Source organism: Polaromonas sp. C04, assembly GCF_002002705.1.
In the GTDB taxonomy this organism is placed as follows: Bacteria; Pseudomonadota; Gammaproteobacteria; order Burkholderiales; family Burkholderiaceae_C; genus Rhodoferax_A.
Map to the genome: position 1 here is coordinate 150,835 of NZ_MUNS01000030.1, position 14,623 is coordinate 165,457.

The following is a 14,623-nucleotide window of genomic DNA, read 5'->3' on the forward strand; positions in this document are numbered from 1 at the left end:
CGCTTGTCACTTCGTGTACTGCGCTGCCCCCCGAGGGGGCCTTCGCATCTTGGAGCGGTCCGGCTCTGCTCATGCAAGTTCCTCCGCCACCAGGGTGTTGGACAGCGTGGCGAAGCCCGGCGCACTGATGTCGATGCGATCGCCGGCCTGCGCCAGCGGGCGGCCGAGGTCGCAGCCGAGCATCAGCACGTCGCCGCGGCGCAGCGTCATGAATTCGCTCACCTCCGTCAGCAGTTGCGCGGCATGGCGTACCAGGTCGGCAAAGCCCACCGACTGCTTGAGTACGCCGTTGATGTGGACTTGCAGCGCGAAGTGCGACGGGTCGCCAGCGGCCTGCGCGGCCATCAGGGCCGGGCCCACGCCGAGGAAGCCGTCGAGGCATTTGTATTTGACCGGCGGGCGGTAGAAGCTCGTGTGCGGAATCGACAAATCGTTCATCAGCACGTAGCCCGCTACGGATTTGAGAGCGGTATCAACCCGTTCCGCCTGGACATCCTGCCCCATGACCATCGCAACCGTGGCGCCGACCTCGACCTGCGGCACCTTTGCGGGAACCGCAATGGCGGCGCCGTGGGCGCTCCAGGTGTTCGCGGGCTTGATATACAAAACCGGTGCCTTGGGTGGCGCCTTGTAGGGCGGCTCGCTCATGTGCGGCGCCAGCGCTTGCACCTCGCCGCGAAAGTTCAGCAGCACGCCGTACACCGTGCCGGACGGCATGAAAAAGGTCGTGGTGCTCATGGCTTTTCCAGTTCGATCACGCTATCGAGCAGCTTGTACAGCTGCGCCAGTTTTTGTTTGCCCAGGGATTGCTCCATCCATGCGTAATGCGCTTCCACGGTTTGCGACAGTTTGGCCACCAGTCTCAAACCCTTCGCCGTGGCTTCGACCACGGTGCGGCGCTGGTCTTCGGGGTCGCGCTCGCGGCGGATCAGCCCGTCGCGCTCCATGCGCGCGAGCACGCCGGTCAGGCTGGGGCCGAGGATGAAGGCCTCGCGCGCGACGCGGCCGGTCTCGACCACGCCGTGCTCGCCCAGCACGCGCAGCACGCGCCACTGCTGGTCGCTCAGGGCGTGCGCGCGCAGGCTGGGGCGGGTGTGCGCCATGACCGACTCGCGCGCCTGCAGCAGCAGGCGGGGCAGATTGCGGTGAACGAAGGGGGTGTTCATGAAGGTGATGATTTATTTAATATATTAAATGATTTCAGGATTTCCGCAAGCGCAACCCTTGCACGGATACCACGGGTAAACCCGTGCTGTCTGCCTGTACAGCTATATTCCCTGCATGGCCAAAGACAAAACCGTTTACACCTGCAACGAATGCGGCGGCACCACGCCCAAGTGGCTGGGCAAATGCCCGCACTGCAACGCCTGGAATACCTTGATTGAATCGGTGGCCGAGAGTGCGCTGCCGGCCAAGAACAGGTTCGCCTCGCTGGCCAAAACCGCCGAAGTCGCCACCCTGGGCGAGATCGACGCCGTCGATACGGCGCGCACGCCGACCGGCCATGAGGAGCTGGACCGGGTGCTGGGCGGCGGCATGGTCGAGGGCGGTGTGGTGCTGATCGGCGGTGACCCGGGCATCGGCAAGTCCACCCTGCTCTTGCAGGCGCTGGATTCGCTGCAGCGCAGCGGGCAAAACACGCTGTACGTGACCGGCGAGGAAAGTGGCGCCCAGGTGGCGCTGCGTTCGCGTCGCCTCGGGCTCGGTCACTCGCAGGTGAAGGTGCTGGCCGAGATCCAGCTGGAGCGCATCCTCGCCACGCTGGAGGCGACGCAACCCGACATCGCGGTGATCGACTCGATTCAAACCGTGTACTCGGACCAGCTCACCTCGGCCCCCGGCTCGGTGGCGCAGGTGCGCGAATGCGCGGCGCACCTGACACGCGCGGCCAAGGCTTCGGGCGTCGCCATCGTGCTGGTGGGCCATGTCACCAAGGAAGGCGCGCTGGCCGGCCCGCGCGTGCTGGAGCACATGGTGGATACGGTGCTGTATTTCGAGGGCGACACGCACAGCAGCTTTCGCCTGGTGCGCGCCATCAAGAACCGCTTTGGCGCAGTCAACGAGATCGGCGTGTTCGCCATGACCGAGAAGGGCCTCAAGGGCGTGTCCAACCCGAGCGCGATTTTTCTGTCCCAGCACAGCGAACCGGTGCCCGGCAGCTGCGTCATGGTCACGCTGGAGGGCACGCGCCCGATGCTGGTCGAAATCCAGGCGCTGGTGGACAGTGGCGGCCCGAGCCCGCGGCGCCTGTCGGTGGGGCTGGACCGGGATCGCCTGGCCATGCTGCTGGCGGTGCTGCACCGGCACGCGGGCATCGCCTGCATGGACCAGGACGTGTTTGTGAATGCCGTGGGCGGCGTGCGCATCAGCGAGCCCGCGGCCGACCTGGCGGTGATGCTCGCCATCACCTCCAGCCTGCGCGGCAAGGCGTTGCCCAAGGGCTTCATCGCGTTTGGCGAGGTCGGGCTGGCCGGCGAGGTGCGCCCCGCGCCGCGCGGCCAGGAGCGGCTGCGGGAAGCGGCCAAGCTGGGCTTCAGCGTGGCGGTGGTGCCCAAGGCCAACGCGCCGAAGAAGGGCGCGAAAGACTTCGAAGGGCTGACCATTCATGCGGTCGAGCGCATCGAACAGGCCATCGACGTGGCGCGCAGCCTGCAGGCCTGAGCGGGCCGCCCGCGTAAGCACTTGCCACACCGCCCCGCGATCGGGAACCCTGAGAAAATGGGGCGATGAACTTTCAAAGAATTTTGATTCCTGTCGGTGGCGTGGTGCTGGTCGCGGCCGCCTATCGTTTCTATGGCTGGGCCGGCGTGGCCATTGCGACCGGGGCTCTGGTCATGTGGCTGCTGCTGCACTTCAACCGCGTGATGCAGGTCCTCAAAAGAGCGGCGAACCAGCCGGTCGGCTATGTGGGCAGTGCGGTCATGCTGAATGCCAAGCTCAAGCCGGGCGTCACACTGCTGCATGTGGTGGCCATGACCCGGGCGCTGGGCGCGCTACAGAGCCCCAAGGACAGCCAGCCCGAGCTGTATCGCTGGACCGATGGCACGCAGTCGCACGTCACCTGCGAGTTTTACAACGGCAAGCTGAAGAAGTGGGATCTGGTACGCCCGGTGCAGGGGGATGAGGCGCCGGCGGACACGGGCGCCGGTCAGGCCCCGTAAAATCGGGCTTTTGCAAGATTTGTACCGCACCTTCTAAAGGAAACACCCATGAGCCCCCAACCCTCTTCGATGGCCGACCGCGACGGAAAAATCTGGATGGACGGCGAGATGGTCAATTGGCGCGACGCCAAGATCCATGTGCTGACCCACACACTGCACTATGGCTGCGGGGCTTTTGAAGGCGTGCGCGCTTACAACACGGTGGGTGGCACGGCCATCTTCCGGCTTGAAGAGCATACCGAGCGCCTGCTCAACAGCTGCAAAATCCTGCGCATGAAGGTTCCCTTCAGCAAGGAAGCACTCAACGAAGCGCAAAAAGCCGTGGTGCGCGAGAACAAGCTCGAGAGTTGCTACCTGCGCCCGCTCACCTGGATTGGCGACAAGAAGCTGGGCGTCTCGCCCAAGGGCAATGACATCCATGTAATGGTCGCGGCCTGGGCCTGGGGCGCCTATCTGGGCGAGGAGGGCATGACGCGCGGCATCCGCGTGAAGACCTCCAGCTACACGCGCCACCACGTCAATATCACCATGACGCAGGCCAAGGCGGTGAGCAACTACACCAACTCCATCCTGGCCAACACCGAGGCCACCGATGACGGCTACGACGAAGCCCTGCTGCTCGATGCCTCGGGTTTTGTGTCCGAAGGCTCGGGCGAAAACGTCTTCGTCGTCAAGGGCGGCGTGGTGTACACGCCCGACCTGTCGGCCGGCGCGCTGAACGGCATCACGCGCAACACCGTGTCCCATATCTGCAAGGACCTGGGCCTGGAGCTAGTGCAAAAACGCATCACGCGCGACGAGGTGTATATCTCTGACGAAGCCTTTTTCACCGGCACGGCGGCCGAAGTCACGCCGATCCGCGAGCTCGATCGCATCGAGATCGGCAGCGGCAGTCGTGGCCCCATCACCGAGAAAATCCAGAGCGCGTTCTTTGACATCGTCAATGGCCGCAATCCGAAATACGCCCACTGGCTGACCAAAGTATGAGTAACGGTAACGCTCCGGTTGAACTGCTGGCTCAGGACCTGACCGACATGGGCGGCGTGTTCTGCCCCAATCCCAAGGCCGACATGAAGATCTGGAACAGCCACCCCAAGGTCTATCTGGACGTGGGCCAGACCGGGTACGTCAAGTGCCCGTATTGCGGTACCGAATACCGCCTCAAGGAAGGCGAAGCCGCAGGACACGGCCATTGAGTGATCCGGCGGCCGCTGCCATCCCGCAGGATTTGCAGGCGCTGCTGGCGCAGGTCACCGTGCTGGTGGTGACCTACAACAGCAGCCACTGCCTGGCAGCGCTCGCCGAGGGCTTGTGCGCGTTGCCGCACGTCATCGTGGTGGATAACGCGAGCCAGGACGACACCTGCGCAGCCGTGCAGACGCATTTGCCAGCCGCCACCCTGCTGCGCCTGCCGGCGAATCGCGGCTACGGCGTGGCCAACAACGAAGGCCTGGCCTGGGTCCGCACGCCGTATGCTCTTTTGCTCAACCCGGACTGTCTGATCACGCCGGCCGAGGTCGCAGCACTGGTGGCGGCGGCTCACACCTGGGACCGGGTGACCCTTTTGGTGCCGCAGCTGGTGGATGGCGCGGGCCGCAAGCAGATCAACTACAGCTGGCCGCGGCACGCGTGGCAGCCGCGCGGTGGCGCGGCCGACGGCCCGCTCAACGTGGGCTATGCCTGCGCCGCCGTGATGCTGATCAACCTGGCACGGCTCCAGGCCACGCTGGCAGATGGCGCCGGCTTCGACCCGCGCTTCTTCCTGTACTACGAGGACGAGGACCTGTGCCTGCGCGTGTTTCAGCGGCACGGGCAGATTCTTGTGCTGCCTCAGGTGGAGGTGGTGCATTTTTCGCGCGGATCGGTCAGGGGCGCGCGGCCGTGGCGTGCCGAATACTGGCGCGGTTTTCACCACGCCCAGTCGAAAATCCGGTTCGTGTACAAGCATTTTGGCGCTGCAGCGGGGCGGCAGGCGCGGCACCGGCTGATGGGCTCGGCCTGCCTCAACGTGCTGGCGCGCGCCCTGCTGCTCTCGCCCAAACACCTGGCGCGGGCCTGGGGCCGGCTGCGCGGTGTGTGGCAGCTCGGTACCGCGGCCACCTGACTCCACAGCGAACGCGCCGCCATGGCCTATCCTCCCCGCCTGACGATAGCGGTGCTGACCAAGAACGAGGCGCAGCGGATCGAGCGCTGCCTGCGCAGTGCGGCATTTGCCGACGAACTGATCGTGGTGGACAGCGGCAGCAGCGACGACACCGTGGCGCTGGCGCGCGCCCTGGGCGCGCAGGTGTTCGTGCATGCCGACTGGCAGGGCTTTGCCGTGCAACGCAACCACCTGCTGGCCCATGCGCATGGCGACTACATCTTCTTTCTCGATGCTGATGAGGAAATCACGCCGGCGTTGCAGCAGGAGCTGTGCGCGGCCGTGCAGTCCGGCGCGCGCGCGGTGGGGTGCATCCGCTGGCGCGTGGTGGCCTTCGGGCGGGAACTCAGGCACTTTCGGTCGCAGGCGCCGGTCGAGCGGCTGTTTCCCCGCGACCGGCTGCAGCGCTTCGAAGGGGCGGTGCATGAACACGCCGTTCTCGCGGGCGAGCCGCTGCCGCGTCATGCGCTGCGCACCCCGCTGCTGCACTACTCGCGCGACTCCGTGCGTGCCAGCCTGGAGAAGCTGACCCAGTATGCGATGCTGGGCGCCGCCAAGCGCGCGCGGGCCGGCAAGCCGGGCGGGATCGGGGCCGGGATGGTGTACGGCGTGTCCGTCTTCATTCGCCTGTATGTCTTCAAGCTGGGCTTTCTGGGCGGCGGCGCGGGCTTTCTGTTTTGCTATTTCATTGCGCTCGAATGTTTTTTCCGCTGTGTGGCGCAACGCTATGACAGCGCTAGCCTGACTGACGCGGTGGGGCGCTGAGCTTGCCGGCGCCTTGAAGCACCGGACCCGCCATCAGCAAAGCCATCATGAACAGGAAGAAATGATTTTCCCGGGCGCTGAACAAGGGCGAGTTGGTCAGGCTGTCGGCGATCAGTGCGCACGCAAAACCGAGGATCAAAAAGCGATCCGGGGCGGCTGCAGCGCGGCCATACGAGACCAGGCAAAAGATCAGAAACAGGTAGGCTAAAAGTCCCGGCAGACCGTTCTCCAGCCAGAAGAACAGGTACTGGTTGTGCGGGTGCCAGCCAAATTCAACACAGTCCGCCGGATTCACGATAATCCGGCAGGACTCGCGGTCGTAGGAGCCGGTGCCCCAGCCTTGCACGGGTCGCTCCCGGATCAGCTCCAGCACCGTCTTGTAGTTGTAGAGACGATGGCCGACGGAGCTGTGGATATCGGTGTTGTGGTTTTTGATTTCAACCCAGGCGGTTTGAAAACGCGCCTCCATCGTCCTGGAGCTCAGCAAACCGGCTGCCAGGACGGCGACCAGTAGCAGTAGCGTTGCGTAGCGGCGGCGTCCGGGGATGGCGCTCAGCACAAAAGTCAGCAGGCAGGCGGCCAATACGAAATAACCGGTTCGCCCCTGGGACAGATTGGTAATGCTGAGCACGGCCAACCCCGCCAGCGCGAGCCACAGCCCCCGCCAGCGATTTTTTTGAGCAGCGATGCACAGCGTGAGGCAGAGCACGGCAAAGAAAGACATCATCACATTCTGGGTGATGTAGTCGCCCACGACGGTATGGTCAACGCCCCAACCCAGCGCCTGTGCGGGGTTGGCCCTCGAACTGACCCAGGGCAGGCGAAACCAGATGCTCGCGTAGACCGATGCCAGAATAAAGAGCATGGCCGCGGCAAAGGCGCCCAGACAGTTCCGGCGCCAGCATGCCTGGTCCAGCAGGGATAAAAAGACCAGGGCGATCAGGAGCTTGCTGTATTTCAGCGTGTGCAGGCGGATGTGCGCCATGTCGCCCGTGGAGTAAAGCGTGCCCAGCAAGATCAGGCCGAACAGCAGCAACGCGGGCAGCACCATGGGGTTGCGGCGGATGGCTTGCCAGCGCTGCCGGTAGTGGCCTGCGGCGAGCCAGCACAGGACCACCACGGCGCTCAAGGTGTTGGCAAGACCCAGGGCCACGGGGAAGCTCAAAAAAACGCCGACCAGGGCCCATTTCGCCGCAATGTCAAAGCGTTCCTGAAGGCGTGTCATCGTGGCAGGTTCAAGCGGCATGTCGTGCCCACTCCCGGTTCAAAAGCAGTCCTGGATTATCAGGGCGCTATTGAGCCCTCATGCACCGCCGCCTCACCCCGGCAAGGGAAGCTTGTAAGTAGATATTGCCCGGATGTCGCTCAACGCCACAGCGCCGCCGCATCACGCGCCATGCGCCGCAAGACGTCTTCGGCCGAAGGGCAATCGTTGATCAACCCAACCGCCTCGCCGACGGTGGCGTGCGCCGCCGAAAAATCCCCCGCCTTGACTGCCTCATCGTAGCGGGCGCGGGCGGCTGCCGGATCGGCGCGCAGCGCCTCCACGCGGTCCTCCCACTGCCGGTGCAGGTCGTTGCGGATGGCGCGAAAGTCGTAGGGTGCGGGCCAGTTCTTGCGTCGCAGGATGTCGAACACCGCGCTTCGGGCAGTGCCGTCACCGTTGGTTCGCAGCGCCTGATCTTTGGCGCCCTGTGCGGCCAGGGACTCGCGCGTCGCCCACAGGCGCGAGCCGACCAGGGCACCATCGGCGCCCAGCACCAGCGCGGCGGCCAGCGTGCGCCCATCCGCAATGCCGCCCGCGGCCAGCAGCAGGGTGTCGGGCGCGTGGGCAGCGAGCCAGTCCGCGAGTTCGGGCACGAACGTCATGGTGGCCCGGCCATTGAGCGAATTCATGCCGTGGCCGCCGGCCTCGGCACCCTGCGCGACGATGACCCGGGCACCGGCTTCGATCGCCTGCGGGACCTGCTCCATGCGCTGTACCTGGCACACCAGCGTGGTGCCGGCGGCCGCAATACGCGCCCCGTAGGGCCGCGGATCGCCGAAGGACAGCATCAGGGCGCGTGGTTTGTCACCGGCTGGCCGGTCCAGCAGCCAGTCCAGCGCCGAGGCGTCTTCGTCCAGCTTCCAGGTGATGAAGCCGCAACCGATGCGGGACCGGGTTGGCGCCGTTTCGGCCGCCTGCAGTGCCAGCGTGTATTCGCGCTGCGTCCAGGCCAGGTCGCCGTAGCCGCCGCCGACCAGGCCCAGCGCGCCTGCGCGGGCGCAAGCCGCCGCCAGGGCGCCGCCGCAGGCCAGCGCCATGGGCGCGAGTGCAACCGGTACGGAGAGATCGAAAAGGGTGGTCAGGCGGGTTTTCATGGCGCTATTGTGAACTTGGGTGCACGAGGCGTCGTCAGGCCAAAAAAAAGCCACCTCGCGGTGGCTTGGAAAAGTCCTTGGAAGGACGTCGTTGGGATTCTTTGCGTGTGTCCGACTCTTGCGAGTTTCGAGCCCTTGTTCCTGTGACAGCAGTACAGTAACTTTACGTAATTTCCTGCATTTGGACATCCCATGTTTGCGGGATAAGCGACGGTACAGGCCAGGTTCGCCCTCTATTGTTGTGACTTTCCACACAGCTCCCCCCGAGAGAGTCGCTGTTACATGTCCGAAGACGGCAAGTCCACCACAAACGTGGCGCCACCGCCGGGGCGATCCTCGCAGCGCACCGTGCCGTGATGGCGCTGCGCAATCGATTTCACCAGCGCCAGGCCCAGGCCAACGCCGCCCTCGCGCTCGCTGGCGCCCGGCAGGCGGTAGAACGGCTCGAAAATGCGCTCGCGCAGGTTGGCCGGCACGCCGGGTCCGCGGTCACTCACGCGCAGCACCGCGCGCTGGTCCTCGCGCTGCACGCTGACGGTGATGGCGCCGGTGCCGTAGCGGCGCGCGTTTTCGATCAGGTTGCGGATGGCGCGGCGCAGCAGCTTGGGCACGCCGTCCACCGTCACGGCCCTGGCGTCGGCTCCAGCATCGCTGTCGGTGTCGAGTTCGATGTTCAGCCGCGCGCACTCCTCGGCTGCCAGTCCGGTCAGGTCGATCTGTTCGACGGTGCCGATGTCGGCCTCCTGGGCATCGAGCCGGCTGGCCAGCAGGATTTCGTCGATCAGCTGGTCCAGCTCGCCGATATTGCGCGAAATCTCGTCCTTGAAAGCCGCTGACGGTGTGCTGCCCATCAGCTCCAGCCCCATGCGAATGCGGGTCAGCGGCGAGCGCAGTTCGTGTGAGGCATTCGCCAGCAGCGACTTGTGCGATTTCACCAGTGTCTCGACGCGCTCGGCCGCGTGGTTGAAGCGTGCGGCCAGGTCCGCCACCTCGTCATGGCCCTGCACCGGCACGCGCACCGAGAGGTCGCCCTCGCCCCAGCGCTGCACACCGCGCTGCAGCGATTCGAGCCGCTGCGTGAGCCGGCGCACGATGGGGTACACGCCGAGCGCCACGGCCAGCCCGACGAGCGCCAGCAGCCACGCAAAACCAAAGGGAGAGCGCGTCCACGCGGGCGGCGGCCCCGCAGGCCGGCGCCCGCGCGGCGGCATTTGCAACGCCAGGGTCTGGCCATTGTCCAGCGTGACGATGAACTCCAGACCCTGCCCCGGCGTGCGGCTCACCTCGGCCTCGGCCGAGCCGATCAACACGCCCGCGGCATTGCGCACCATCACTTCGCGCGGCTCGCGCGGCGCCCGGTAGTGCTCCTCGGAGATCTGCCAGGCCCAGCCCACCACCAGCGTCAGCACCGCCACGCCGCCCACCACGGCGAGCCAGATGCGCAGGTACAGGCGGCGTGAGAGGGCGTTGAAAAGGGGCAAGCGGATCGCTCCCGGTGCTCGATCAGTCCTGCTGCTTGGCAAACACGTAGCCGACGCCGCGCACCGTCAGGATGCGCCGGGGGTTTTTCGCGTCCACCTCGATCGCCGCGCGGATGCGCCCCATGTGCACGTCGATCGAGCGGTCGAACGCCTCCAGCTCGCGCCCGCGCACGGCCTCCATGATCTGGTCGCGGCTGAGCACGCGACCGGCGCGCTCGGCCAGCGCCACCAGCAGGTCGAACTGGTACGACGTCAGGTCGCTGGGCAGGCCGCCCACCGTGACGCTGCGCGCATCGCGATCGATCTCCAGCGAGCCAAAGCGGATGACCTTGGCTGTGGGCTGCGCGCCGTCGCTGCGCCGGCGCAGGATGGCGCGGATGCGCGCCAGCAGCTCGCGCGGCTCGAACGGCTTGGGCAGGTAGTCGTCGGCGCCCAGCTCCAGCCCGATGATGCGGTCCATCGGGTCGCCCTTGGCCGTCAGCATCAGCACCGGCACCTGCGCCACGTCGCCCGGCAGCGAGCGAATGCGCCGGCAGACCTCCAGGCCATCGATGTCGGGCAGCATCAGGTCGAGAATGACCAGATCGGGCGCGAGCTCCTGCAGCCGCGTCAGGCCGCCGAGCCCATCGCCCGCGTGTGAGACCTCGAAGCCCGACTGGCCCAGGTACTCGCCCACCATGCTGGCCAGGCGGGCATCGTCTTCAATCATCAACAGTTGTGAACTCATGGGTGGCAGTTTAGTCTTCACCGGAGCCGGTTGGCGCCAAGTGTTCTGGCCATCGTGCAGGCACTCAATCACGGCGCGTTGAAGCGGCGGTAAAGTAAAGTAAATGCAAACCACTTCCGTTCTGGACGACATCCTGGCCCGCCACGCGCGTGAGCGCCCACACGCGCCGGCCCTTCGCGCCATCGGGGCCGATTCCCGGCACGACTTCAGCTATGAGGATTTGGCGCGCCGCACCGCGCACGCGGCATCCCGGCTGTGGCATGCGTGGGGCGTGCGCCCGGGCGACCGCGTGGCGTACCTGGGACTGAACCAGGCCGACCAGATCGTGCTGCTGTTCGCGCTGGCACGCCTGGGCGCCATCCTGGTGCCGCTCAACTACCGGCTGGCGCCGCCCGAGTGGTCGGCCCTGCTGGCCGACTGCACCCCGCGCTGCCTGCTGCATGACGCCACATGGGCCGCGGCCGCCGCCACGCTGGCGCAGCAGCATGGCCTGCCGGCCCACGCGCTGCAGACGCTGGCCGCCCCCGGCGCGTTGCCGGCCGCGCCCGTGCATGCGGACCCCGCCGCGCCGGCCCTGCTGGTCTACACCTCGGGCACCACCGGACAGCCCAGGGGCGCGCTGCACACGCAGGCCAATTTGATGGCAAATATGGCTGCAGCCATTGATGTGCAAGTGCTGACAGCTTCAGATTTGATAGCAACCGTGCTGCCACTATTCCACGTAGGAGGCCTGTGCATCCAGACCCTGCCGGCGCTGTGTGCGGGCGCCGCCGTGATCCTGAACGCCCGCTTCGATGCCGGCGCAACACTGGCCTGTCTGGCGCAGGACCGGCCCAGCTTGACCCTGCAGGTGCCCGCCACGATGAAGGCGCTGATCGAGCACCCCGACTGGGCCACCACCGACCTGTCGTGCCTGCGCGCCGTCTGGGCTGGCTCGAGCACGCTGCCCGAGGCGCTGGTGGCCGCCTTCCATGCGCGCGGCGTGCCGGTGTGCAATGTGTACGGCGCGACCGAGACCGGGCCGTTTTCCATCGCGCTGCCGCCGGAACACGCCTTCAGCCATGTGGGCTCCTGTGGCTGGCCCGCGCCCGGCGTCGAGGTGCGTCTTGCGCTGCCGACTGAGACGGCAGAGGTGGGCGAGGTACTGCTGCGTGCGCCCCATGTGGTTGCGCACTACTGGCCGCAGCAGCGTGCGCTGGACGATGACGGCTGGTTCCACAGCGGCGACCTCGCGCGCCAGGCGCCGGACGGCAGCTACAGCATCGTCGGCCGCGCCAGGGACCTGATCATTTCGGGCGGAGAAAACATCTACCCCGCCGAGATCGAGCACCTGCTGGCCGGCCACCCGCTGGTGGCCGAGTGCGCGGTGCTCGGGCAGCCCGACGCGCAGTGGGGCGAAATTGCCGTGGCCGTGATTGTTTTGCGGCCGCGGCCCTTGCCGGATATGAACAATGAGCTATCAAACTGGGAGCAAACCCTGCGCGACTTCCTGCACCCCCGCATCGCCCGCTACAAGCAGCCGCGGCGCTGGCTGGCGCTGCCGGCCTTGCCCAAGACCGCGCTGGGCAAGGTGCAAAAACAATTGCTGGTGAAGCAGTTGCTATCGGATATATAGCGCACCGTGCAAGCAAATCAAGGGCCAGGCACCATTTTGACTCTTGAAGCGAGCCACACCAGCAGCAGCACCGGCACGCCCAGCATCGCGGTCATCGTGAAAAACTGCGGGTAGCCAAAGGCATCCACATAGCGTCCCGAGTAGCCCGCCAAAAACTTGGGTAGCAGCAGCATCATGGAGCTGAACAGCGCGTACTGCGTGGCCGAGTAGTTCACGTTCGTGAGCGATGACAGGTAGGCGATGAAGGCCGCCGAGGCGATGCCGCTGGACAGGTTGTCGGCCGAGATCACGGCGATCAGCGCCGTCAGGTCGTGCCCGCGCGAGCCGAGCCAGGCAAACAGCAGGTTGCTGGCAGCGCTCAAAATCGCGCCCAGCATCAGCACGCGCATCACGCCCCAGCGCACCGACATGGCGCCGCCCACGAAGGCGCCCGCCAGGGTCATGATCACGCCGAAGATCTTGGTGACCGCCGCCACCTCGTCCTTGGTGTAGCCCATGTCCACGTAGAACGGGTTCGCCATGATGCCCATCACCACGTCGCTGATGCGGTAGATGGCGATCAGGGCCAGGATCAGCGCGGCCTGCCAGCGGTAGCGCCGCACGAAGTCGGCAAACGGCTCCACCAGCGCGCCGCGCAGCCACTCGGCGGCGTTCCTGGCGGGCGGCAGCACGCGCGGCAGCGGCTCGGGCGAGAACAGCACGGTCGCCATGCCCAGCGCCATCGACGCGGCCATCACCAGATAAGCCGTGTGCCAGGCGCCCTGCTGGTAGCCCACGGTGCCCGCCACCTCGGCGCGGGCCGCCACCCACAGCACGCCGGCACCGGCCCAGATCATGGCCAGCCGGTAGCCGGTCTGGTAGGTGGCGGCCAGCGCGGCCTGGCGCTCCATGCTGGCCGACTCGATGCGAAAGGCGTCCAGCGCAATGTCCTGCGTGGCCGAGCCGAACGCCACCATCAGCGCGCACCACACCACCGGCTCCAGCCCCGCCCGCGGGTCGTTCAGCGACATGCCCACCAGGCCCGCCATCACCACGCCTTGGGCCAGCAGCAGCCAGCTGCGCCGGCGACCCAGCCAGCGCGTGAGCAGCGGAATCGGCAGGCGGTCCACCAGCGGCGCCCAGACCCATTTGAAGCCGTAGGCCAGCCCGACCCAGCTCAGGTAGCCGATGGTGGTGCGGTCGATGCCCGCCTCGCGCAGCCAGAAACTCAGCGTACCCAGCACCAGCAGCAGCGGCAGGCCCGCGGAAAACCCCAGCAGCAGCATGCGCAGCGTGGGGGGCTCGCGGTACACCTTGAGCGTGTCGATCCAGGAGGGTTTGGCGGCGGTGGCGGGCGCTGCGCTGGCGCGGGTCAAGTCGGAACTCATGCGGCGAATAATACGCGGCCGTTTGTCGGGCACGCCCTCGACCTTAAGTCTCATTTAAGCCGCGGGCGTCATTCTTTGCAAACCGGCTGCGCAAAAGCGCAGACCAGGCGATGACGTCCCGGTGATCGCAGGTGGCCGGGTCCATTTTTCCGCCTGCACCGTCTTTCAAGGAGAAATGAGATGAAAGCAAGCATTCGCCAAGCCGCGGCGGTGGCCGCGTTGGGGGCGGCCGTGTTCGGCATGGCATCGGCCCAGGCCGGCGTCGTTCCCCCCATGCAAAAGGTCGACGGGATCGAGACCATGAGCGGCGGCATCGGCGTCGGCGAGGCCGCTGCCATGCAGTCCGAGGCTCGGCACTGGCCGCTGACGCTTGAGTTCGCCATCAAAGACAAGGCCAGGTCCGACTACGCGGCCGACGTCAACGTCCTTGTGCGCGATACCCATGGCCATACCGTGCTGCAAACCACCGCGCAAGGCCCCTTCCTGCTGGCCCGGCTGAACCCCGGCCAGTACACGGTCCAGGCCAGCCTGGATGGCAAAACCCTGCAACAAAAGGTCATGGTCGGCCATCGACCGGCCCGGCACCTTTTCTTGTGGCCCGCCGGGACGGATGAGTCGGCTTCGTGACGCCACCGCAAGCGTCTGACCTCGACGAAGCCCCGCACGCGCAACACCCGCAGCGCCTGCTGCGCTCCCCGCTGGGCGGACTCTCCACGCACATCCTGCCCACCTCGGCGACGATGGTGGGCGTGTGCATGACCGTGCTCTCCATCGGCCATCTGGGCCACGGCGGCGATGCGCGCGTTGTCATTGACAAGCTGCTGGCCTGCGACGCCGTGGTGTTTCTGGCCAGCGCGCTGCTCTCGTTCATGTCGATTCGCGGCGGCCACGCGAACGGGCGGCTGGAGAGCCGCGCCGAGGTGGTGTTCATCGCGGGCCTGGGGCTGTTGGCGCTGGTCGCGGTGGCGCTGGCGTTTGCGATTACGTGACAGTGCAGGCAGTG

At 66.4% G+C, this 14,623-nt stretch carries 16 protein-coding genes; 9 read left to right on the forward strand and 7 right to left on the reverse strand.

Annotation, left to right across the window (positions count from 1 at the left end; genetic code table 11):
- Positions 1–69 precede the first annotated feature (69 nt).
- Positions 70–738 (reverse strand): fumarylacetoacetate hydrolase family protein, encoded by a 669-nt coding sequence (locus B0E49_RS10685; protein WP_077562181.1) that lies wholly within the window; start codon positions 736–738, stop codon positions 70–72.
- A complete protein-coding gene (gene hpaR / locus B0E49_RS10690) occupies positions 735–1,166 on the reverse strand; it encodes a homoprotocatechuate degradation operon regulator HpaR (RefSeq protein ID WP_077562182.1) in 432 nt (143 codons plus the stop codon). The genes B0E49_RS10685 and hpaR overlap by 4 nt, the downstream gene beginning before the upstream one ends.
- Positions 1,167–1,281: 115 nt before the next feature.
- Here hpaR and radA point away from each other — a divergent pair, with 115 nt between their 5' ends.
- The 6 genes from radA (at position 1,282) to B0E49_RS10720 (ending at position 6,069) form a co-directional block, all read left to right on the forward strand.
- The gene (radA, locus tag B0E49_RS10695) at positions 1,282–2,661 is read left to right on the forward strand and encodes a DNA repair protein RadA (RefSeq protein WP_077562183.1); all 1,380 of its coding nucleotides are present in this window, start codon (positions 1,282–1,284) and stop codon (positions 2,659–2,661) included.
- Positions 2,662–2,726: 65 nt separating this feature from the next.
- Complete coding sequence (locus B0E49_RS10700) at positions 2,727–3,161, forward strand: glycerate kinase (RefSeq protein WP_077562184.1); 435 nt, start codon at positions 2,727–2,729, stop codon at positions 3,159–3,161.
- A 48-nt stretch (positions 3,162–3,209) separates the two neighbouring features.
- Complete coding sequence (locus B0E49_RS10705) at positions 3,210–4,148, forward strand: branched-chain amino acid transaminase (RefSeq protein WP_077562185.1); 939 nt, start codon at positions 3,210–3,212, stop codon at positions 4,146–4,148.
- Entirely contained in the window at positions 4,145–4,357 is a 213-nt protein-coding gene (locus B0E49_RS10710; RefSeq protein WP_077562186.1) for a zinc-finger domain-containing protein, read from the forward strand. The genes B0E49_RS10705 and B0E49_RS10710 overlap by 4 nt, the downstream gene beginning before the upstream one ends.
- The gene (locus B0E49_RS10715; RefSeq protein WP_077562187.1) at positions 4,354–5,265 is read left to right on the forward strand and encodes a glycosyltransferase family 2 protein; all 912 of its coding nucleotides are present in this window, start codon (positions 4,354–4,356) and stop codon (positions 5,263–5,265) included. The genes B0E49_RS10710 and B0E49_RS10715 overlap by 4 nt, the downstream gene beginning before the upstream one ends.
- Before the next feature lie 21 nt (positions 5,266–5,286).
- Positions 5,287–6,069, forward strand: coding sequence for a glycosyltransferase family 2 protein (locus B0E49_RS10720; RefSeq protein WP_077562188.1), 783 nt, complete (start codon positions 5,287–5,289; stop codon positions 6,067–6,069).
- Here the strand turns inward: B0E49_RS10720 and B0E49_RS10725 are convergent.
- The 4 genes from B0E49_RS10725 to B0E49_RS10740 form a co-directional block, all read right to left on the reverse strand.
- Positions 6,041–7,294 carry an O-antigen ligase family protein gene (locus B0E49_RS10725; RefSeq protein ID WP_168175035.1) on the reverse strand — a complete coding sequence of 418 codons (1,254 nt, stop codon included), beginning with the start codon at positions 7,292–7,294 and terminating at the stop codon, positions 6,041–6,043. The genes B0E49_RS10720 and B0E49_RS10725 overlap by 29 nt on opposite strands.
- 140 nt (positions 7,295–7,434) lie before the next feature.
- Complete coding sequence (locus B0E49_RS10730; protein WP_077562190.1) at positions 7,435–8,430, reverse strand: NAD(P)H-dependent flavin oxidoreductase; 996 nt, start codon at positions 8,428–8,430, stop codon at positions 7,435–7,437.
- Between the two features lie 278 nt (positions 8,431–8,708).
- Positions 8,709–9,911 carry an ATP-binding protein gene (locus tag B0E49_RS10735; protein WP_077562191.1) on the reverse strand — a complete coding sequence of 401 codons (1,203 nt, stop codon included), beginning with the start codon at positions 9,909–9,911 and terminating at the stop codon, positions 8,709–8,711.
- 22 nt (positions 9,912–9,933) lie between these two features.
- A complete protein-coding gene (locus B0E49_RS10740) occupies positions 9,934–10,638 on the reverse strand; it encodes a response regulator (protein WP_077562192.1) in 705 nt (234 codons plus the stop codon).
- Between the two features lie 103 nt (positions 10,639–10,741).
- On the opposite strand from B0E49_RS10740, the gene B0E49_RS10745 reads away from it, so the two are divergent.
- A complete protein-coding gene (locus B0E49_RS10745; RefSeq protein ID WP_077562193.1) occupies positions 10,742–12,253 on the forward strand; it encodes a class I adenylate-forming enzyme family protein in 1,512 nt (503 codons plus the stop codon).
- Between the two features lie 17 nt (positions 12,254–12,270).
- Here B0E49_RS10745 and B0E49_RS10750 read toward each other — a convergent pair whose 3' ends face one another.
- Complete coding sequence (locus B0E49_RS10750; RefSeq protein WP_077562217.1) at positions 12,271–13,620, reverse strand: AmpG family muropeptide MFS transporter; 1,350 nt, start codon at positions 13,618–13,620, stop codon at positions 12,271–12,273.
- 180 nt (positions 13,621–13,800) lie between these two features.
- Between B0E49_RS10750 and B0E49_RS10755 the strand changes: the two genes are divergently transcribed.
- Both B0E49_RS10755 and B0E49_RS10760 read left to right on the forward strand, forming a co-directional pair.
- Positions 13,801–14,247, forward strand: coding sequence for a peptidase associated/transthyretin-like domain-containing protein (locus B0E49_RS10755; RefSeq protein WP_077562194.1), 447 nt, complete (start codon positions 13,801–13,803; stop codon positions 14,245–14,247).
- Positions 14,244–14,609 (forward strand): hypothetical protein, encoded by a 366-nt coding sequence (locus B0E49_RS10760; RefSeq protein WP_286137927.1) that lies wholly within the window; start codon positions 14,244–14,246, stop codon positions 14,607–14,609. Before B0E49_RS10755 ends, B0E49_RS10760 begins: the two co-directional genes overlap by 4 nt.
- Positions 14,610–14,623 lie beyond the last annotated feature (14 nt).